Annotated in this window: 16 protein-coding genes, 4 tRNA genes and 1 pseudogene; 13 read left to right on the forward strand and 8 right to left on the reverse strand. The window is 71.7% G+C overall.

Translation table 11 applies throughout. From position 1 onward, the window contains the following. Positions 1 to 4 precede the first annotated feature (4 nt). The 5 genes from K7C98_RS11525 (at position 5) to K7C98_RS11545 (ending at position 1,449) form a co-directional block, all read left to right on the forward strand. Positions 5 to 793, forward strand: coding sequence for a sterol desaturase family protein (locus tag K7C98_RS11525; RefSeq protein ID WP_224191661.1), 789 nt, complete (start codon positions 5 to 7; stop codon positions 791 to 793). Between the two features lie 266 nt (positions 794 to 1,059). Further along, positions 1,060 to 1,133, forward strand: a tRNA-Glu gene (locus K7C98_RS11530). 8 nt (positions 1,134 to 1,141) lie between these two features. Beyond that, a tRNA-Glu gene (locus K7C98_RS11535) sits at positions 1,142 to 1,214 on the forward strand. A gap of 14 nt (positions 1,215 to 1,228) precedes the next feature. Next, positions 1,229 to 1,302: transfer RNA gene (locus K7C98_RS11540), tRNA-Asn, on the forward strand. Positions 1,303 to 1,376: 74 nt separating this feature from the next. Further along, positions 1,377 to 1,449 (forward strand) — tRNA-Asn (locus K7C98_RS11545). Between the two features lie 210 nt (positions 1,450 to 1,659). Here K7C98_RS11545 and K7C98_RS11550 read toward each other — a convergent pair. Together K7C98_RS11550 and K7C98_RS44700 are read right to left on the reverse strand one after the other, a co-directional pair. Next, complete coding sequence (locus tag K7C98_RS11550; protein ID WP_224191662.1) at positions 1,660 to 2,427, reverse strand: SDR family oxidoreductase; 768 nt, start codon at positions 2,425 to 2,427, stop codon at positions 1,660 to 1,662. Next, entirely contained in the window at positions 2,424 to 3,359 is a 936-nt protein-coding gene (locus K7C98_RS44700; protein ID WP_224191663.1) for an NAD(P)-binding domain-containing protein, read from the reverse strand. Before K7C98_RS44700 ends, K7C98_RS11550 begins: the two co-directional genes overlap by 4 nt. A gap of 76 nt (positions 3,360 to 3,435) precedes the next feature. Here K7C98_RS44700 and K7C98_RS11560 point away from each other — a divergent pair, with 76 nt between their 5' ends. Beyond that, complete coding sequence (locus K7C98_RS11560) at positions 3,436 to 4,254, forward strand: AraC family transcriptional regulator (RefSeq protein ID WP_224191664.1); 819 nt, start codon at positions 3,436 to 3,438, stop codon at positions 4,252 to 4,254. 26 nt (positions 4,255 to 4,280) lie between these two features. Here the strand turns inward: K7C98_RS11560 and K7C98_RS11565 are convergent, their stop codons facing one another. Next, complete coding sequence (locus K7C98_RS11565) at positions 4,281 to 4,802, reverse strand: hypothetical protein (RefSeq protein WP_224191665.1); 522 nt, start codon at positions 4,800 to 4,802, stop codon at positions 4,281 to 4,283. A 147-nt stretch (positions 4,803 to 4,949) separates the two neighbouring features. Then, a complete protein-coding gene (locus K7C98_RS11570; RefSeq protein ID WP_224191666.1) occupies positions 4,950 to 5,603 on the reverse strand; it encodes a hypothetical protein in 654 nt (217 codons plus the stop codon). Between the two features lie 96 nt (positions 5,604 to 5,699). Between K7C98_RS11570 and K7C98_RS11575 the strand changes: the two genes are divergently transcribed. Then, on the forward strand, positions 5,700 to 6,428 hold the full coding sequence (locus K7C98_RS11575; RefSeq protein ID WP_224191667.1) for a VOC family protein: 729 nt from the start codon (positions 5,700 to 5,702) through the stop codon (positions 6,426 to 6,428). 152 nt (positions 6,429 to 6,580) lie between these two features. Then, positions 6,581 to 7,501, forward strand: a complete 921-nt coding sequence (locus tag K7C98_RS11580; RefSeq protein ID WP_224191668.1) for a lamin tail domain-containing protein — start codon at positions 6,581 to 6,583, stop codon at positions 7,499 to 7,501. A 7-nt stretch (positions 7,502 to 7,508) separates the two neighbouring features. Here the strand turns inward: K7C98_RS11580 and K7C98_RS11585 are convergent, their stop codons facing one another. Together K7C98_RS11585 and K7C98_RS11590 are read right to left on the reverse strand one after the other, a co-directional pair. Further along, positions 7,509 to 8,003: a UPF0158 family protein gene (locus tag K7C98_RS11585; protein WP_224191669.1), complete on the reverse strand. Its 495-nt coding sequence runs from the start codon at positions 8,001 to 8,003 to the stop codon at positions 7,509 to 7,511. 92 nt (positions 8,004 to 8,095) lie between these two features. Then, entirely contained in the window at positions 8,096 to 9,736 is a 1,641-nt protein-coding gene (locus K7C98_RS11590) for a hypothetical protein (protein ID WP_224191670.1), read from the reverse strand. 430 nt (positions 9,737 to 10,166) lie between these two features. On the opposite strand from K7C98_RS11590, the gene K7C98_RS11595 reads away from it, so the two are divergent. From K7C98_RS11595 to K7C98_RS11610, 4 genes and pseudogenes are all read left to right on the forward strand, one after another. Further along, complete coding sequence (locus tag K7C98_RS11595; RefSeq protein ID WP_224191671.1) at positions 10,167 to 12,308, forward strand: hypothetical protein; 2,142 nt, start codon at positions 10,167 to 10,169, stop codon at positions 12,306 to 12,308. A 182-nt stretch (positions 12,309 to 12,490) separates the two neighbouring features. Next, positions 12,491 to 14,164, forward strand: coding sequence for a hypothetical protein (locus tag K7C98_RS11600; protein WP_224191672.1), 1,674 nt, complete (start codon positions 12,491 to 12,493; stop codon positions 14,162 to 14,164). Positions 14,165 to 14,477: 313 nt separating this feature from the next. After that, positions 14,478 to 15,431: pseudogene (locus tag K7C98_RS11605) on the forward strand (hypothetical protein); the annotation flags it as partial. Positions 15,432 to 15,790: 359 nt separating this feature from the next. Next, complete coding sequence (locus K7C98_RS11610) at positions 15,791 to 16,936, forward strand: hypothetical protein (RefSeq protein WP_224191674.1); 1,146 nt, start codon at positions 15,791 to 15,793, stop codon at positions 16,934 to 16,936. Between the two features lie 69 nt (positions 16,937 to 17,005). Here K7C98_RS11610 and K7C98_RS11615 read toward each other — a convergent pair whose 3' ends face one another. Together K7C98_RS11615 and K7C98_RS11620 are read right to left on the reverse strand one after the other, a co-directional pair. After that, positions 17,006 to 17,353, reverse strand: a complete 348-nt coding sequence (locus K7C98_RS11615; protein WP_224191675.1) for a hypothetical protein — start codon at positions 17,351 to 17,353, stop codon at positions 17,006 to 17,008. After that, positions 17,353 to 17,517: a hypothetical protein gene (locus tag K7C98_RS11620; protein WP_224191676.1), complete on the reverse strand. Its 165-nt coding sequence runs from the start codon at positions 17,515 to 17,517 to the stop codon at positions 17,353 to 17,355. The genes K7C98_RS11615 and K7C98_RS11620 overlap by 1 nt, the downstream gene beginning before the upstream one ends. A 94-nt stretch (positions 17,518 to 17,611) precedes the next feature. Here K7C98_RS11620 and K7C98_RS11625 point away from each other — a divergent pair. Continuing rightward, positions 17,612 to 18,050, forward strand: a 439-nt coding sequence (locus tag K7C98_RS11625) for a type 1 glutamine amidotransferase domain-containing protein (protein ID WP_224191677.1), incomplete at its 3' end; no start/stop codon positions are given.

The following is an 18,050-nucleotide window of genomic DNA, read 5'->3' on the forward strand; positions in this document are numbered from 1 at the left end:
CGCCATGGACAGCCTCATCGCGCTCGCCTGGCCCGTCCGTCTGCTCGTCGTCGCGACCTTCGTGTTCACCAGCGTCGCCGTCTTCACCGCCCTCGCGTTCGCGCTGCAGCGGCGACTGGCGCACCGCAGGATCTTCGCCTTGCCGCTCCCCTCCGGGCAGCACCGGCGCGAGCTCAACAACACCCTGGTGTTCCTCGCCCTGCTCTCGCTCGCCGCCACCGCGTTCCTCGGCGCCGGATGGGTCGACTGGTCCGGCGCGGGCTGGGCGTCGGGCCTCGCCACCGTCTTCCTGTGCTGGTTCGGCCTCGACGTCTACTACTACCTCCTGCACCGGGCGATGCACACGCGCGGCCTCATACGATTTCACCGCGAGCATCACCTGTCGCACCTCACCACCCCGCTGTCGGCCTTCAGCACCTCGGTGCCCGAGTGCCTCGGCTGGCTGGTCGGCTACGCCCTCGTCCCGCTGGGGATGACCGCAGTCGGCCTCCCCGTGCACGCGACCGGCTTCGTCGTCTACATCCTCTACAACTTCCTCGGCAACGTGCTCGGCCACGTCGATTGCGAGGTCGTCCCTGCCTTCGGCCGCGAGCGGCTGCACTCGTGGACCGCCCATCCCATCCTCTTCCACGCCCTCCACCACGCCCGTTACACCGGCCACTACAGCTTCTGCGCCACCTTCATGGACCGCACCCTCGGCAGCGAATGGAGCGACTGGCCCGAGCTGCACGCCCGCGTGCTCGCCGGCCAGCCGCTGACGAGCCTCAAGCAGCGGGGCGGCGGCGGACACTGAAGAGCCACCCGCCGCCGGTCCGGGCCGAGCGCGGATTGTCCACACCCTGCGCGATCGTGCTCGCGGCTCGCATCGTGAGCCGCTCCACACGAATATTGCTTGACTCCTCGCCGAGCTTCGGCGATACTCCCATCGCCATGTCGCGCCTCAATCCCAATTCGAGCAATCCTGCTCGCTGCCGTTCTGGTGAAGAACGGGAGCTCGAGCGGGTCCTGCGCGGGGTTTGAGTGACGGGCCCGCGCAGGAGAATCTCTCCTCCAGCAGACGCGGGCGTCGTCTAACAGGCCAGGATCCGGGAACCTCACTCCCGAGACGCAGGGTTCGAGTCCCTCCGCCCGCGCATCAGTCGCTCTGTTCGGCCAGCGGTTCAGGCCATCTCCCTTTCAAGGAGACTGCAGGGGTTCGAATCCCCTACAGAGCAGCATTGCGTCCACTGGGTCGGTAGCTCAGCTGGTGGCAGCTTCGGATTGTTAATCCGACGGTCGTGGGTTCGACCCCCACCCGGCCCTCTCACCTCATTCGCGCATTCCTCGTTCAGGAGACCTCGGGGGTCGAATCCCCACGTCAGAGCATTGCGTCTTCAGGGTCGGTAGCTCAGCGGTAGTAGCTTCGGATTGTTAATCCGATGGTCGTGGGTTCGATCCCCGCCCGGCCCTCTCACCACGTTCGCGCCGCCTCACGCCGGCGCGACGAACTTCGCCGGCAGCACGCGTCGCGTGCCGCCGGAGTCGATCGTCGACTTGCGCTACCCGCCGGCGGCGCACGCATCGTGGATGCCCGATCGGACATCTCCCTGACGCGCACGGGCCTGCGGTCGCGGCGGCCCCGGTCCGAGTCCGCCGTCGAGGCACAGGTCGCTCCTGCCTTCAGGACGCATGCGCCTGCGGCGGCGGCAGCCCCTGGCCGAGCCCGCCGTCGACGTACAGCTCGGTGCCGGTGGTGAACGTCGCCGCGAACGCCAGGAACACGACCGCCTGCGCGACCTCCTCGGGCGTGCCGATCCGCCCCATCGGCGTGATCGCGTCGCCCTCGGCTTCGAACGCCGCGCGCTCGGCGGGCGAGCTGCTGGCCGTCCCCATCGTCGGCGTGCGGATGAAGCCCGGGCTGACCGTGTTCACGCGCACGCGTCGCGGCAGCAGCTCGGCCGCGAGCACCCGCGCGAACGCCCCGACCGCCGCCTTGCTCGCCGAGTACACCGCCATCCCCGGCGTCCCCGTGATGCTGGCGATCGACGTCGTGAACACGATCGCCCCGCCCTCGCGCACCAGCGGCGCCAGCCGCTGGGCGGTGAAGAACGCCCCGCGGGTGTTGATCGCGAAGGTGCGATCGTACGACCCCGCCGTCACGCGCTCGATCGGCTCGAGGTCGGCCACGCCGGCGTTGATGAACACCAGGTCGACCGCCTCGAGCTCGCCGCGCACGCGCCCGGCGAGCGCGTCGATCGCCGCGAGGTCGGCGATGTCCGACGACACCACGCGGTCGCCGAGCTCGGCCCGCGCGGCCGCCACGTTGCCCGCGTCGCGTCCGGTCACCAGCACCTCGGCGCCGCCGGCCCGCATCAGCTTCGCCGTCGCCAGCCCGATCCCGTGCGTCCCCCCGACGATCACCGCCCGCTTGCCACGAAGGTCGGTCACGCGCCCGCTCCCTTCTGCGCCGACGCGGCGCGCAGCACCTTGATCATCGCCGCCGGGGACTCGTCGCCGAAGCCGGCCGCCACCCCGCGGTAGAGCTGCCCCGCCGCGAAGCGAGCGAAGCTGGCGTCGATCGCAGCCTCGGCGGCCTGGCGCGTCAGCAGCTCCATGCTGCGCCAGCAGATCTCGAGCGAGCTCTCGGGCGCGGCGTAGCGACCGTGATGAATCGCCTCGGCGTCGTTGCGGATCATCTCGCCGATCGCCGGCATGATCGCCACCAGCATCGCCCCCAGGCCGTCGACCGGCAGCTGCTCCGACTCGATCACCCGCGCCCCCTGATAGAAGCCGAGCAACGCGCCGAACAGGGTCGAGAGGACGCCGAGGTCGAGCGCCGCGGCCGTGCCGGACCCCGACCCGACGAAGCGCACCGCGGCCGTGGTGCGCAGCAGCGGCTCGGCCGCCGCGTACGCGGCCTCCGAGCCCGACGCGAGGATCGTCGCGTTCTCGCCGCCGATCTGGCTCGGCACCGCCACGATCGCCCCATCGAGGTACTGCGCCCCGCGGCCGGCCGCCCACGCCGCCAGCGCGCGCGCCTCCTGCGGCGTGCCCGTGCTCAGCTGCACCAGCGTCTTGCCGCGGAGGTCGATGTCCGCCAGCAACGACAGCGTCGCCGCGTAGTCGGTGACGCACACGATCACGACCGCCGCGGCCTCGACCGCCGCCGCCGCGCTCGCGGCCAGGGTCGCCCCTGCACCCACCAGCGGCTCCGCGCGAGCCGCGGTCCGGTTCCAGACGATCACGCGCCGGCCCCCGGCCAGCGCCGCGCGAGCGAGGGCCGCGCCCATCGCTCCCAGGCCGAGCAACGCGGCCTCGTAGTGTGTGGAGTTCGATTGCATGCCCTTGAGATAGGCCCGCCCGCCGCCCGCGTCGCGCACGATCGGACGCTCCCCGGACACGATCGGACGTCGCCGTGCCGTCAGGACCCCGGCCCCCTCGGCTATGCTGGCGCCCATGCCACCGACCGACGCGCTCGCGGGGCTCGCTCCCCTGTCCCCGCGCCTCGACCACGAGACGATCGCCGCCGGCCTCGCCACGCTCGCCGCGACCGCCGACCACCGCGTGCGCGTCCACGCCGGTCCGCCGGCGCGCTGCCAATGTCAGCACCACCGCTCGACCTACACCCGCGGCGAGATCGACGTGTTCCCCGCGGGCATCAGCGACGAATGGCATCAGTCCGACGTCAGCAGCGGGCTGATCGTCCAGCTCACCCCGGCGCTGGTGCGCCGCGCCGCCGGGGACCTCGGCCTCGACCCCGACCGCGCCGAGCTGCCGCCGCGCCATCAGTTCCGCGACCCGCAGATCGAGCACATCGCCTGGGCGCTCGAGGCCGAGCGAGTCGCCGGCAGCCCGTGCGGCCCGGTGTTCGCCGAGACCCTCGGTCTCGCCCTCGCCGTGCGCCTGCTCGGACCGCTCGCCGCCCCGCCGCCCCGCCGCCCGCGAGGCCTCACCGCCCAGCAGCTGCGCCGCGTCACCGACTACATCGAGGACAACCTCGACCGCGACCTCTCGCTCGCCGCCATCGCCGACATCGCCGGCATCAGCGCCTCGCACCTCAAGACCCTGTTTCGCCGCTCGCTCGGCCAGCCCGTGCACACCTACGTGATCCACCGGAGGGTCGAGCGGGCCCGCGCGCTGCTGCTGCGCGGGCGCATGCCCGCCAGCGAGGTCGCGCTCGCGGCCGGCTTCTCGCACCAGAGCCACATGACCCGCTGCATGCGGCGCGTGCTCGGCGTGACCCCGTCGACCTTGACGCGCGCGCCGAGCGATTGAACCGCTCGCGGCCGCTCACAGCGTCTTCAGGTACTCGACCAGCGCCCAGCGGTCGGCCTCGGCGAGCGTGACCCCGTACAGCCCGGCACGTCCGCGAGCGCCGGCCCCCCGTCGATGCGGATCGCCGTGCCCTGGTAGTTGATCTGCGTCGTGTGACAGGCCGCGCACGTCAGCCCCACCTGGTCCTCGTGGCGCGCGAAGCCGATCGGCAGCCCGTCCGGGTTGTTCGGCGTCGGGTGTTGATCGAGGAACCGGAACTTCGTCAGGTGCTCCGGGCTCGTCAGCGGCGCCTCGCGGTCGATCTGCTCGAGATGCATGAGCGTGTCGTACGGCATCAGCACCGAGCCCTGATCGGCGTGATAGAACCACAGCGTCTCGGCCGGCCCCCAGCCCTGGTCGAGGTACACCAGATTCGTCGCACCGTCGCCGTACGCGTCCTGCGCCAGCACGCGCCCGCCGCGATCGCGGATCCCCTCGAGCAGCCCGCCGGGCGGGCCCGACTCCGCCGATTCGCCGCGCCCGCGCGCGCACGCCGCGAGCAACAACATCGGAATGATGACAGAGACCAATCGTGCCACTTCACGCTCCTCGCCACGGACCGTGAAGGATTAACACGCCGCCCGGCGCGCGAGAATGGCGAAAGATCGGTCAACCGGTGGCGCGTTCTGGCCACCCGACCCGGCGCGCCTGCGCGCTCACTCCTTCGCGCTCTTGGGCCAGGCGCCGACGCCCTCGACGCGCGTGTAGGCGGTCGGCTTGCCGGCCGCGTCGGTGGCCACGCAGACCCGCTTCAGGCCCATGACGTGCTCCGACTGCCCGAGCTCCGGATCGATGAGGAAGCGACAGCAGCCGTCCTTGCACTCGAGCTGGTCGCCGAAGTCCCACATGCCCAGGACCACCTCGGCCCGCAGCTCGCGCTCGAGCGCGCTCATGGCGTCGATGCCGACCACCGTGACCGTCTTCACCGGCGCTTCGCGGTCGCACCCGTCGCAGTGCATCGCCACCTCGATCGCCGACGTCGCCGTCAACAGCGCCGGCACCGGCGCCACGCGGTCGGTCAGCCAGGCCGCGAATTGCTGCGCCGCCTCCTCCGCGGTCTCCGGCGCCGGCGCCGGCACGTCCTCCTCCTCCGCCGCCTCGACCTGCCCCGCGCCCTCGGGCACCGCCTCCACGCCCGTCACCTCGTCGACGAGCGCCCCGCCGGTGTCGTCGACCTGCGGCGGATTCGCCTCCACCGCGGCCGGAGCCGCGCCGGTCGAGGTGTCGACATTGCCGCGAGCGCCACGCTCGCCGCAGCCCGCCAGCGCCGCGAGCGACCCGAGCATCAAGAGCACATGGGATTGTCGCATGATTTCACGCTCCGCGATCATTGGTACCACCGCGCCCGCGAGCGGCAATCCGGGCCCTCGCGGCGCGCAGGCGGTTCGTGGTAGGTTGCGGCCGCGATGCCCCTCTTCTGCTGGTACGAGCTCAGGACCACCGACCCGCTCGCGGCGCGCCGCTTCTACGTCGAGGCCGTCGGCCTCGTCGGCGCCGCCCCCGACGCGACCTTCAGCCTCCGCCCCGGCGAGCCCGCCGTCGGCGAGTTCGCCCCGCTGCCGGCGCGGGCGGCGGCCCAGGGCGCCCCGGCGCACTGGCTCGGACACGTCGGCGTCGCCGACGTCGCCGACGCCGTCGGACGATTCGTCGCTCTCGGCGCGACGCAGCTCGGCCCGACCCAGACGCGCGCGGACGGCACGATCGTCGCACCGCTCCGCGATCCGCTCGGCGCCGTCTTTGCGGTGACGTCGCGGGCCGCACCGGCGACCGCGGCGCTCGCCTGGCACGATCTGCACACCGACGATCACACGCGCGCCTCGGCGATCTATCGCTCGATGTTCGCCTGGGAGCCGACGCAATTGCGCGACCTCGGGCCCGCCCTCGGCGACTATCAGGAGTTCGCGTGGCACGCGGGCGGCGGCAGCGTCGGCGGCATGTCGAGCGCAGCACGGCGGCCGGAGATCCACCCGCACTGGCTGTTCTACTTCCCCGTCGCCGACGTGGACGCCGCGCTCGCCCGCGTGCGCGCCGGCGGCGGCCGGGTGCTGAGCGGACCGTCGCGCACGCCGGGCGGCGCGCGCGTGGCCCAGTGCGAGGACCCGCAGGGGGCCGTGTTCGCGCTCCACGAGGCGTGATCACGCGAGTCACCCGGCGATTCGTGCATAGCCGCCCACCACCACGAATCACGACACCACGAATCTGCGCCCGCCATGGCGCGCCTGCGACCGTTTCGTGCCTGCTTGACCCCGTCGATCGGCGCGCCTATTTTCGCCGCGGACGACCCTGCATGACGCGCATTCTCCCTCTCTCGATCTCGCTCCTGGCATTGCCGGCCTGCGGCGACGACGGCGACGACTCGGCCTCCGCCGGCGCGACCGACGGCACCAGCACGAGCACTTCGAGCACGACCTCCGACACGCCGACCACCGGCACCTCGGCCACCTCGACCACCACGAGCGGCAGCGACAGCGACAGCGCGACCGCAGAACCGACCACCGGCACCACCACGACGACGGGCACCACCACCGGCACCACCGCTGTCGATCCGACCACCTCGACCACGACCGGCACCACCACCTCGGACACCACGACGGCCGACACCAGCAGCACCACCGCGCCGGTGGACCCCTGCGACCCCGACCCGTGCGTCGCCCCGCAGCACTGCGAGGACGGCGCCTGCATCGATCCGGGGCGGCCTGGCGAGGGCCAGGTGATCGTCGTCGAGATGATGATCGATCCGCAGCTGACCGACTTCGACGCCGAGTGGTTCGAGCTGAAGAACATCACCGACGAGTACTTCGACCTCGACGGCTGCGTGCTCGCCGACCTGGGCGTCAACGACGACGATCACCTCGTCGACGCCGGCGGTCCGCTGGTGATCGCGCCCGGCGGGCGGATCGTGATGGCCAAGACCGCCGACGCCGCGCAGAACGGCGGCATCGACGATGTCGCCTACGCCTTCGCCCAGCAGTTCTCGCTGACCAACACCGGCGACGCCTTCATCCTCCGCTGCGACGACGTCGACGTCGACGTCGTCGAGTTCGAGCCGATGACCTGGCCGTTCGCCGTCGGCGTCGGCATCCAGCTCGACCCCGGGCAAGAGGACGCGCTCGCCAACGACGAGCCCGCGGCCTGGTGCGCCGCGGCCGGCGAGTACTTCCCGATGCACACCGGCACGCCCGGCGCCGACAACCCGCCCTGCCGCTGACTCCTGCTCACGCCGGGCCGTCTCGCTCCTCCCTCGCGCCGTCGTCCGGGCTGCGCGACCACGGCGGCGGCGTGCCGACCGGCAGGTCGCGCTCCGCGAACCATTGCTCGATCTCTCGCCGGAGCGCGCTGTTGTGATAGACGAACCACCGCTCGCGCACGGACGGCGCCGCCAGCAGCGCGTCCTTGAAGCGACGGAACACCCGGCTGCCCGTCAGCGCGCGCAGCAGCCGCTCGCGCAGGCGCTGGTCGGCGACCTCCTCGAGCGCGAAGCGCTCCATCCAGCGGTACCGCTCGCGCGAGGCGACGTGCTCGATCTCGATGTAGCGCTGCGGGTCGGCGTCGATCCGCTCGCGCTCGCCCGGGTCGTCCTCGAACGGACCGGTCATGCATACCTCACCGGTGACCGTATCGTAGTAGGAGCGCAATTCCGGGTCCGCACATTCGAACGCGGCCTCGAGGAGGTTCCAGTCGGGCGTGGGGGCGTCGGCGGCGAGGCGCATGGACCGTAGCGTCGCGCGAAACCGCGCCGACAGTCAAGGGATTTGCGCGAACCCGCGCGCATTCTGCGCGAGTTCGCCCGCAGGTGCGCGATTCAGGGCTCCTTGGCCGGCCGGACCAGCACCCGCGTCGGCCCGCTCTCGGTTTTGCGCAGGACGTGCAGACCGGGCCCCGGCTGCGGGGCCGGGGCACCATTCGCGCCGCCGGCGTCGACGGGGCACAGCCACGGGAGATTGTTCATATCCATCGTCGGCTCGACCGCGAGGTCGGCGAATGCGACCTGCGGATCGTTCGCGGTCGCCTTGCCGCCGGCCAGCGACAGCGCGGCGGTCGGCACGGTCACGGCGATGACGTAGCCATCGGCCAGCGCGCACGGCGTGGCGACCCCCGCGAGCACCGTCTGATCATGGACCGAGATCGACACCTGCGACGGGGTGGCCAGCGCCGCCGAGAAGCGCAGCATCACCTGCGAGAGCGCGGGGTCCTGGGCCAGGTAGTAGAAGCCGGCGACGCCGAACGAGCCGGCGATCCACTCGAAGCTGACCGCGATCCGCGTGTACGCGGGGTCCTGCATGCGCGCCAGCATCGGCTCGATCTGCGCGCCGACTGCCTCGTTGCGGGCTGCCACCGCCATCTGCGCCGCGGCCTGCACGGCGGGGTCGTCGGCCTGGGCCGCCGGGGCCACCTGCGCCAGCAATTGATCGGCCGGCGCCTTCCCGTTCTCGACCGCGAGCTCCCAGCCGGCGACCTTCTCGCGGCGCAGCAGCAGACCGGCGAGCACGCCGAGCTCGTAGGGCTCGAGGCCGGCGTCGAAGAAGGACCCGGCGCTGAGGAACTGGCTGCCCGGGACGTGCGAGATCGCCAGCTTCAACACCTCCTCGTCCGACGCCTCGCAGCCGAGCTCCGCGATCGCGCTCATCATCAGGCTGACGTACTCGGCCGAGCCCTCGGTGCAATCATAGCTGCGGATCGCCTTCATCTCGGCGGCGTATTCGCTCTGCAGGCGCGAGTGCCAGTAGGCCGCCGCGGCCAGGCCCTGGCCCTCGCCCTGGACCTCCGCGAGCAGCGCCCGCTTCAGCTGCGCGCGCAGGTAGCGGGGCTCCCACGGCTCCGGATAGGCCGCCGAGCGGCTGCCCTCGCCGTCGTTCCAGTCGTCCTGGTCGCTGAGGAAGTGGAAGCCCTCGTGGAACGCCAGCGCGATCGCGTAATCGGGCCACAGCGCCCCGCCGTTTGCCAGGATCCCCTCGTTGTTCTTCTGCGTGTCGTCGAGCGAGATCCCCAGGGTCTTGACCCCGTCGAGCATGCCGACGTTGAAGTACGCCCCCCACTCCGCCGATAACGCGCTCAGCGGGGTCTCCTTCACCGCCGGCGCCCCGCCGGCGCCGCTCTGGTCGTTCCACAACCACCCGCGGTCCTCCGCCACCGACGCGAGCAGCACCTGCCGCTCGCGGTAATTGGTCGCCACGTCCGGCCACGAGCGCTCGGGGCACTCGTACATCGCCGTATCGAGCGCGGCGATGATCCGCTCGATGCGGGTCAATGGCGCCTCGGCCGCGGCGCCCCCGGTCGTGCCCTCCTCGGGGACCGGCGTATCGGCCTCGGAGGTGGCGTCGATGACGATCCCCGGAATCGGCGAATCCGTGTCGGCGATCAAATGGGCGGAGTCACCCGGGCAGGCGGCGAGAGCCGCGCCGGCGACGATCACGACCCGTGCGGTGCGAGTGGACGAGCTCATATAAAGAATCGTCACACCGCTCGATCGCTCCGTCCACCCGCCGCCGCTCCGCCGCCGCGGTCGATGTCGGATCCACCACAGAAGATCTCCGCGCCGGCGCGTCGAGGAGGCGAGCGAGCGCCGGTCAGCGCCCCGCGCCGGCCCGCATTCGCCGTTGGGACGGACAATCGCGAATGCTCGCACTGGCGGACCGCGGCGCCGGAGCCGACGCGGCCGCGGTGCTCGAACGCCGCGCACTGCCGGCGCACCTCGTGCGCGGACGCCGGCCCGCTTCTGCCGCTCGCTCGCCCGCGGGCGTCGGGGACGCCCATCGCCGGCGACGTACCTCTCCTGCGATCGCGCGGGCGCGAACATGAGGTCTCGGGCCCACTCGTCAATCGCGCCGATTCGCGCCTGGGCAGCGGCCAGCGGCCTCGAGTATCGTCGGCGCATGCGCTTGACCAACATATCGGCGATGCTGGCGATGGGCCTCGGTCTGCAGGCGGCCTGCGGCGGCGACGGGAGCACCACCACCGACGCGACCACCGCCGCGCCCACGAGCGACGGGCCCACCACCGATTCGCCGGGCACCGGCACCACCGGCGGCGCGACCTCCGACGAGCCGACGATCGGCGACCCGACCACCACTGCGCCGACGACCGCCGGTCCGACCACCACCGAGGGCACCACCACCACCGGCGGCGAGGTCTCGCCGACGCACCCGCGGATCGCCCTCGCCGACGACGACACGCGCGCGCGCCTGGTCACCGCGCTCGACGCGAACACCCCCGCGGCCGCGCGCTTCGTCGAGATCGTCGACTCGGAGATGGCCGGCAGCGAGCACTACGAGTTTCAGCCGTGGTTCGCCGCCCTGCTCGGGCAGCTCACCGGCGAGGCCGAGTATTGCACGTTCGCCGTCGCCGGCACCGACGCCGCCCTGGCCGCCGAGGAGGCGCTTATCGCCATGGGCGAGCGGGCCGAGGTCGCCGCCGACAGCTACCTCTACGTCGGCGACCGGATCGGCAACCTCGCGCTCGTCTACGACTGGTGCCATGATTCGCTCGACGACAGCCAGCGCCAGCGCTGGCTCGACTACGCCAACCAGGCGGTGTGGAACGTCTGGCACCCGCAGGAGGCCAGCTGGGGCGGCAACCTGTTCGAGTGGAGCGGATGGTCGATCGACAACCCGTCGAACAACTACTATTATTCGTTCCTGCAGGCCACCCTGTACCTCGGGCTCGCCGCCTACGACGAGCACCCCGACGCCGCCGGATGGGTCGACATGTTCCGCGACACCAAGATCGCCGGCCAGCTCGTGCCCACGTTCGAGGCCGACCTCGCCGGCGGCGGCTCGCGCGAGGGCACCGGCTACGGCGTGGCGATGGCGCGGCTGTTCCGCCTCTACGACTTCTGGGAGACCTCGACCGGCGAATCGATCAAGGACCTCACCGGCCACACGCGCGCCTCGCTGCTGCACATGCTGCACACCGTGGTCCCCACCCGCGACCGAATCGCCCCCGTCGGCGACCACGCGCGCGACTCGACCGCCGCCCTGTTCGACTACCACCGCGATTACGTGCAGCTGCTCGCGCACATGTACCGCGACGACCCGGTCGCGCCGACGGCCCGCTGGTGGCTGGCGAATTGCTCGGTGCCCGAGATGAGCCAGCACTTCATGGCCGTGTGGGACTTCTGGTACGACGTGAGCGACCATCCGGCCGCCGCCGGCTCCGAGCTGCACACCGCCTACCACGCTCCCGGCACCGGCCAGATCTACGCCCGCTCGAGCTGGGACCCCGACGCCACGTGGGTCCACCTCGCGACCGGGCCCTACACCGAATCGCACGCGCACCGCGACAAGGGCTCGCTGCTGTTCTACCGCGGCGAGTGGCTGGCCTACGATCAGAACATCCTGTCGCACTCGGGGATCCGCCAGGAAGAGGAGCTGCACAACCTGGTCCGGATCGTCGCCGGCGGGGAGACGGTGACGCAGCGCGAGGGCGCCGCCCCGGCCGAGTTGCTGGCCCTCGCGGAGGGCGACGGCTGGACCTACGCCGCCGTCGACGTCACCCCGATCTACGACGGCCACGCCGCCGTCGGCCGGGTCGAGCGCGAGCTCGTGTTCCTCCACCCCGACGTCCTCGTGGTCTTCGACCGCGTCGACACCAGCGGCGGCGCCGAGCGGGTGTGGCAGCTCAACACCCCGATCCAGCCGGCCCTGGCCGGCGACGTCGCCACCCTCGCCGGCGACGCCGCCACTCTGGTGATTCGCCGGATCGCCCCCGACGACGCCGAATCATCGGTGTTCGACTGGACCGCCGACGACGACATGAGCGGCGGCTTCCGCATCGACACCGCCCACGTCAGCCCCGACGGCGCCTCGCGCTTCCTCCACGTCCTGTCGACCGACGGGGCCGTGACGGCCGCCACCCCCAGCCACGCCGGCTCGCAGCTCGGGGTCGAGCTCACGCTGAACGGCGGAGACGCGCGCGTCCGCTTCGACGCCGACGGCCCCGGCGGCGAGCTCGTGCTCGATGGTGCGACCATTCCGCTGGTGCCCGGGGTGTCGCCATTGCCGGAGCTGGCCGACTGAACGCTCCGTCGCGGCGGCCCCTCGGCCGAGCGTCGACGCGCAAGGCCGACCGGGTACTCGGGGCCGCCACGACGCCGCGCTGGTGCCTCGGCGCCGCGGGGCCGCGAAACGCAGTTCACGGTTCGCGCGTCCGTTCGCGGTCGCTGGACAGACTGCTCGCGGGATGTGACCCTCCGACGGTCATGCCCATCTCGTTACGACCCTTGATCATCCTCGTCGGGGCGCTCGCCGCCTGCAACAACAACTCCAGCGAATCGACCGAGAGCCCGACCGGTTCGACCACGACGAGCAGCACTGGCACGACCGACGATACCACCACCGAAGCGCCGACCACCGGCGAGACCACCGCCCCGACCACGACGACCGACGGCGACACCACCACCGGCGGCGAGCCGCTGACCCGCGTCGAGCAGATCATCGCCGCGCTCGACGTGGCGATGTATGAGTGCCCCGAGCGGATCTGGCCCGACGTCGAGGCCAACTATCGCTCGCGCCAGGTGCTGCTGGCCTCGGAGGCGGAGAACCGCGCGTGGGTGTGGAATTATCAGCAGGGCGACGGAGAGCCGCCGAGAGTCACCGAGGGGCCGCTCGACGCCCTGCCGCCGGAGTGGACCTCCTTCTTCAACATCAACCAGCTCGGCGGGGTGCTGACCCTCGGGATCTCGCTCGACGCGACGCAGGAGACCAATGACTCCATCATGATGAGCGGCGGCGTGGTCTGGCCCGACTTCGCCACCTCGTTGAGCTTCCACGAGGGGTTCCACTTCCTCAGCGATCAGAACGACTGGAACGTCGGCAACGGCAGCCGCTCGGCCCCCTACCCCGAGCCGTGGGAGCCCCGCTACCTGCGCGCGCAGCTGATGCGATCGCTGCTCGCCGACGTGAACGGCGAGGACAGCCTGGCCGCCGCCGCCCACTGGCGCGAGCGCCTGCACACCGAGCACGCCGACGAGATGGAGCTGAGCCGCCGCTACGATTGCACCGAGGGCTCGGCGGAGTACGTCAGCCTGATGATGAGCGCCCTCGCCGAGCTCGGCTGCGACGCCGCCGACGACGAGCTGCTCGCGCTCGCCATCTCTCACCTCCCCGACGGCGTGTTCCTCGGCGGCGAGACCTTCGACAGCGGCCGTGAATTCTACGACCTCGGCGTGCTCGCCGGCCTGCTCCTCCGCCGCGACGCAGTCCCTGCTTGGGAGCTCAAGGTCGAGGACGGCGACGCGCCCGCCGATCAGCTGCTCGCCGACGTCGTCCCCGCCGCCCAGCCCGACGACCCGGCCCTGCAGGCCGACGCGCAGGCCGCCGTCGATGCCCGCAACGCGGTCGTCGGCGCCGAGATCGAGCCGATGCTGGAGGCGATGCAAGATCCCGAGTTCACGCGCATCGTCGTCAGCATGGGCTGGATCCTCGGCTCGTTCCGCCTCGGAGGATTTTATTACCTCGCCGAGGATCCGAACCTCACGGACGTCTTCCTGACCTTCTCCGCGAGCATGGGGCCGCCCTCGGGCGTGCCGATTGAGATCGACCAGCTCACCGTGATCGCCGGGATCACCACTCCTTGCGCGCTCGCCAGCGGCAACACCGTCGTCCTGACCGTCCCCACCGCCGACATCGCCCTCGCCGGCAATCTCGCCACCGCCACCCACCCGAAGGTCCAGTTCACCGACCTCGAGGTCGAGCCGACGATGGACGTCGACAACCTGCCCTGGCTGTGCCCCACCGACGCCGGCGGCGCCAACGGAGCGCCCGCCCCGCAGCCGGAGCTCGAGCTGCACACCCTCCGCGCCCCCGGCACCGAAAAGAAGGTCGTCGTGCGGCCCCGCCCCGACTCGCGGGCCTCCGGGCATTCGCCGGAGTGAGCCGGGCTGCCCTCGCCGAGCCGGGGGCATCACATGTCCGAAGAGACAGCCTGGGCGCCGCCCTCGACCTCCGCGAGAAGGACGAGGCGGCGGCCTCGCCTGCGGAGCCCTGCGCCGCGCCGTCGCGGCCGGGCGCGGCCCCGGGCCGCGCGGCTGCACCACCATGCCCGCGCGCCGGGACACGCCGACGTGCGCGCCGCGGACGGTGTGGCGGTGCCCACATTCGTGCGACGCTCCAGGTTGCGACTCCGGCGGACGCCTACACCCTCCGAGGATTCAGGAGGTTTTCTTATGCCGGTGGCGAGGCGAGACCACGCTCGATCTGCTGCGGCGCGACGCGATCGTCGGCCTGCGCGGGACCTTCGCCGGCGAGCAGTTGGTCTCGGTCGGCATCACCTGCGCGCTGTGCCACTCGACGGTCGACGACTCGCTGACCGAGGGCATCGGTCGCCGCCTCGACGGCTGGCCCAACCGCGACCTCGACGTCGGCGCGATCGTGGCGATGGCGCCGACGCTCCAGCCCCTCGTCGACATCTTCGGGCTCGACGCCGGGAAGGTCCGCGAGGTGCTGCTGTCCTGGGGCCCCGGCAAGTACGACGCCGTGCTCTTGCTCGACGGCAAGGCCTTCCGCCCGGACGGGCGCTCGGCCGCGACGCTGCTCCCCGCGGCCTACGGCCTCGCCGGGCAGAACCTCCACACCTACAACGGCCGGGGCTCGGTGCCGTACTGGAACGCGTTCGTCGCCGCCACCCAGATGCACGGCCAGGGCACGTTCTACGACCCCCGCCTGGCCGACCCCGTCACGTTCCCCCTGGCCGCGAAGACCGGGTGGGACGACAAGCGCGACGCGGTCGACGAGATCACACCGAAGCTCGAGGCGCTGCATTACTATCAGCTGTCGATCCCGCCGCCGACCCCGCCCACGGGCTCGTACTCGGTCGCGGCGGCGGAGCGCGGCGCCGAGCTGTTCCGCGGCGTGGCCGGGTGCGCCACCTGCCACGTGCCGCCGCTGTTCTCGGAGCCCGGCTGGGCGATGCACACCGGCGCGGAGATCGGGATCGACGAGTTCCAGGCGCTGCGCTCGCCCGACGAGCGCTACCGGACCGCCCCGCTGCGCGGCCTGTGGGCGCGCACGAAGGGCGGCTTCTACCACGACGGCCGTTTCGCCGACCTCGGCGAGGTCGTCGACCACTACGAACCTGTCCTCGGGTTCACGTTGACGGCCGCCGAGCGCTCCGACCTGATCGAGTACCTGAAGTCGATCTAGCGCCACGCGACTCGACCCGGTGCGACACAGGCCCAGTCTGATAGAATCGCCGTATGCGCGGGCTCGCTCCACTCGCCGCCGCTCGGCCTTCGCTCGCGCGTCCACACCGGTCGGTCGCGAAAAGCGCTCTGCTCCGACTGATCGCCCCCGCGCTGGCGTGTTGGTTCGCCGGCTGTGGCGGTGGTGAAGTCGGCGGCTCCACCGTCGGAGCGTCCACGGATACCACGAGCGGCACGACAGGCACCTCGGACGACCCGACCAGCGGAGCGCCGGGAGATCCGCCGGAACAAGGATTGCGGTCATGCGCCGCCGATCGATATCCCGTGCGCGCGCCGCTGTGCGGCGACGGGACGCCATGCGTGCTCAAGCGAGACGAGACCGTCTCTCCCGACTCGGTGTTCCGCAACTCGCTGCCATCGCTCGCCCTCCGGGCCAGCTGCGAGCCCTCGGTGCTGTACTCCTCGGCGGAGGGAGGCTTCGTCGGGTTCTTCGCCCAGCGCTGGCCCGACGGGGCGTGGAAGTCCGAGCAGACGCCGATGAGACTCGCCGCCGGCAACCTGGCCATCGACCCGCTCGACGGCGCGGCGATCGTCGCTGTCTACGACGGCGCCTACGGCGTGAGCCTGTGGCGGCGGAGCGACGGCGCATGGGCTCGAGTCAGTGAGCTCGACGGCAAACACCACCTCGGCCCCGGGCAGATGGTCGTCGACCGTTCGGGTGTCGTCCACATCGCCCACGTCGACTCGAGCCTCGCCGCGCACCATCGCACATACGACGGTGCATGGCATGATCACCCGGTCTTCCCGCAGGCGGCGACCCGCCTGAGCATCGATCTCAGCGCCGCGGACGAACCACGGATCGCGCTGTGGGACAGATCCGGCGAGGGCCCGATCCGGGTGTTGTGGGCCGCGCCGCCGGCCGCGCCCGAGGTCGCCGTCGCGGTCAACTGGAACGCGATCGAAGCCAGGGATTTCGCCATGGTCGTCGCGCCCGACGACAGCTCGTGGCTGCTGACGAACGGCGATCTCATCGACGAGGCCAGGGGCGACCACACGCTGGTCCTCGCACACCGCGACGCGGACGGCGCCTGGTCCAGTGAGCAGTTGATCGCCGAGGAGACCTTCGTGGACACGTGCGGCTCGGCGCAGCCGAAGGGCCCCGGTGAGACATGCGAGCACGCAGGCACCACCATCCAACCAGCGGCCTTGCTCGCCAGCATCGACGAGGTGCGCGCGCTGTACCGCTGGCAGCGGGTGGAAGGGGAGTACATCTCGATGTGCCCACCCGAACACGGCTGCCTGTGGATCCCCCAGCAGAGGACCGTTCGTACCGAGGTCCGCATGGCCTGGCCCGGGAGCGCCCCGTCCGAGCACATCACCGTGATCGAGGACGGGGACGACCCTGTCTCCGTGCAGCTCGACACCGCCGGCAACATGCACATGGCGCTCTACCACCCGACGCAGCAACTCGGCGCGATCGTCCGCTATCTCATGATCGGCCCCTGACCCGGGGTCCACGCGGCGCTGCCCCACGACTCGACCCGACGGACATGTCCTTCGGGTCATCCTTCTCAATCACCAGTTGCCGTACTGCAGGATCGCGTCCTTCGTGACCGCGTAGATCCGCTCCGGCGGGCCGAAGAACAGCAGGTCGCGCACGTCGCCGCCGGGCCGCTTGGTCGCCCACAGCACCGCGCCGTCCTTGTCGATGCGGAACACCCGCGTGCGCGACATCCCGCCCTCGTGCTCGCCGGCGCCGACGAACAGCCCGCCGAACGGCTCGACGTCGGCCGGGCCCGCGCGGACCGACCAGCCGTCGGGGGGAGCCCAGTCCTTCCACCACGTCTGCGCGCCCGCGTCCGCGGTGAATCGCGCGTAGCCGAGCACGCTGTCCTCGAGGACATCCGCGTCGAATTGCGACATCAACGACCGCCAGGGCCCCCGTCGGTCGTGACGATGACGTCGGACGGCACCGCGTGCATGTGCGCCGGCGACGGGAGCGTCACCTCCCACAGCACCACCCCGGCCGGCGACAGCGCCGCGCCCCGCTCACCGACGATGGTCGAGCCCGCCGAAGACGCAGGCATCCGTCGCGTCGCCATGCACCGGTCGAGCCCGCCGCGCCGGGCCCGCGGAGTTGCGCATCGGCCGTCTTGGCCCATGTCATCGGCGGAGACGACGATGTCATCGACGAGGCTGCAGGGAAGAAGAGTCGCCATTCTGGTCACCAACGGGTTCGAGCAGGTCGAATTGGTCGAGCCGCGCAAGGCGCTCGACGCCGCCGGGGCCGAGACGGTGCTGATCTCGCCGGAGAAGAAGCGCGTGCGCGGCTGGAAGTTCACCGACTGGGGTGACGAGTTCCCGGTCGACCTCGAGCTGTCGGCCGCGCGCCCGGCCGAATTCGACGCGCTGCTGCTGCCCGGCGGGGTGATCAATCCCGACAAGTTGCGGCTCGACGAGGACGCGATCAAGTTCATCCGCCACTTCGTCGCCGCCGACAAGCCGATCGCCGCCATCTGCCACGGCCCGTGGACCCTCATCGAGGCCGGCGGCGCGCGCGGGCGCAAGCTGACCTCGTGGCCGTCGATCCGCAGCGACCTCCGCAACGCTGGCGCCAACT

Source organism: Nannocystis pusilla, from assembly GCF_020073745.1.
Taxonomy (GTDB): Bacteria; Myxococcota_A; Polyangia; order Nannocystales; family Nannocystaceae; genus Nannocystis; species Nannocystis radixulma.

Bases quoted from the DNA above. Each gene is read 5' to 3' on its own strand.
- K7C98_RS11525 (WP_224191661.1), top strand. From the start codon at position 5: ATGGACAGCCTCATCGCGCTCGCCTGGCCCGTCCGTCTGCTCGTCGTC.
- K7C98_RS11580 (WP_224191668.1), top strand. From the start codon at position 6,581: ATGACGCGCATTCTCCCTCTCTCGATCTCGCTCCTGGCATTGCCGGCC.
- K7C98_RS11615 (WP_224191675.1), bottom strand. From the start codon at position 17,353: ATGTCGCAATTCGACGCGGATGTCCTCGAGGACAGCGTGCTCGGCTAC.
- K7C98_RS11600 (WP_224191672.1), top strand. From the start codon at position 12,491: ATGCCCATCTCGTTACGACCCTTGATCATCCTCGTCGGGGCGCTCGCC.
- K7C98_RS11585 (WP_224191669.1), bottom strand. From the start codon at position 8,003: ATGCGCCTCGCCGCCGACGCCCCCACGCCCGACTGGAACCTCCTCGAG.
- K7C98_RS11575 (WP_224191667.1), top strand. From the start codon at position 5,700: ATGCCCCTCTTCTGCTGGTACGAGCTCAGGACCACCGACCCGCTCGCG.
- K7C98_RS11560 (WP_224191664.1), top strand. From the start codon at position 3,436: ATGCCACCGACCGACGCGCTCGCGGGGCTCGCTCCCCTGTCCCCGCGC.
- K7C98_RS11590 (WP_224191670.1), bottom strand. From the start codon at position 9,736: ATGAGCTCGTCCACTCGCACCGCACGGGTCGTGATCGTCGCCGGCGCG.
- K7C98_RS11570 (WP_224191666.1), bottom strand. From the start codon at position 5,603: ATGCGACAATCCCATGTGCTCTTGATGCTCGGGTCGCTCGCGGCGCTG.
- K7C98_RS11595 (WP_224191671.1), top strand. From the start codon at position 10,167: ATGCGCTTGACCAACATATCGGCGATGCTGGCGATGGGCCTCGGTCTG.
- K7C98_RS11620 (WP_224191676.1), bottom strand. From the start codon at position 17,517: ATGCCTGCGTCTTCGGCGGGCTCGACCATCGTCGGTGAGCGGGGCGCG.
- K7C98_RS11565 (WP_224191665.1), bottom strand. From the start codon at position 4,802: ATGTTGTTGCTCGCGGCGTGCGCGCGCGGGCGCGGCGAATCGGCGGAG.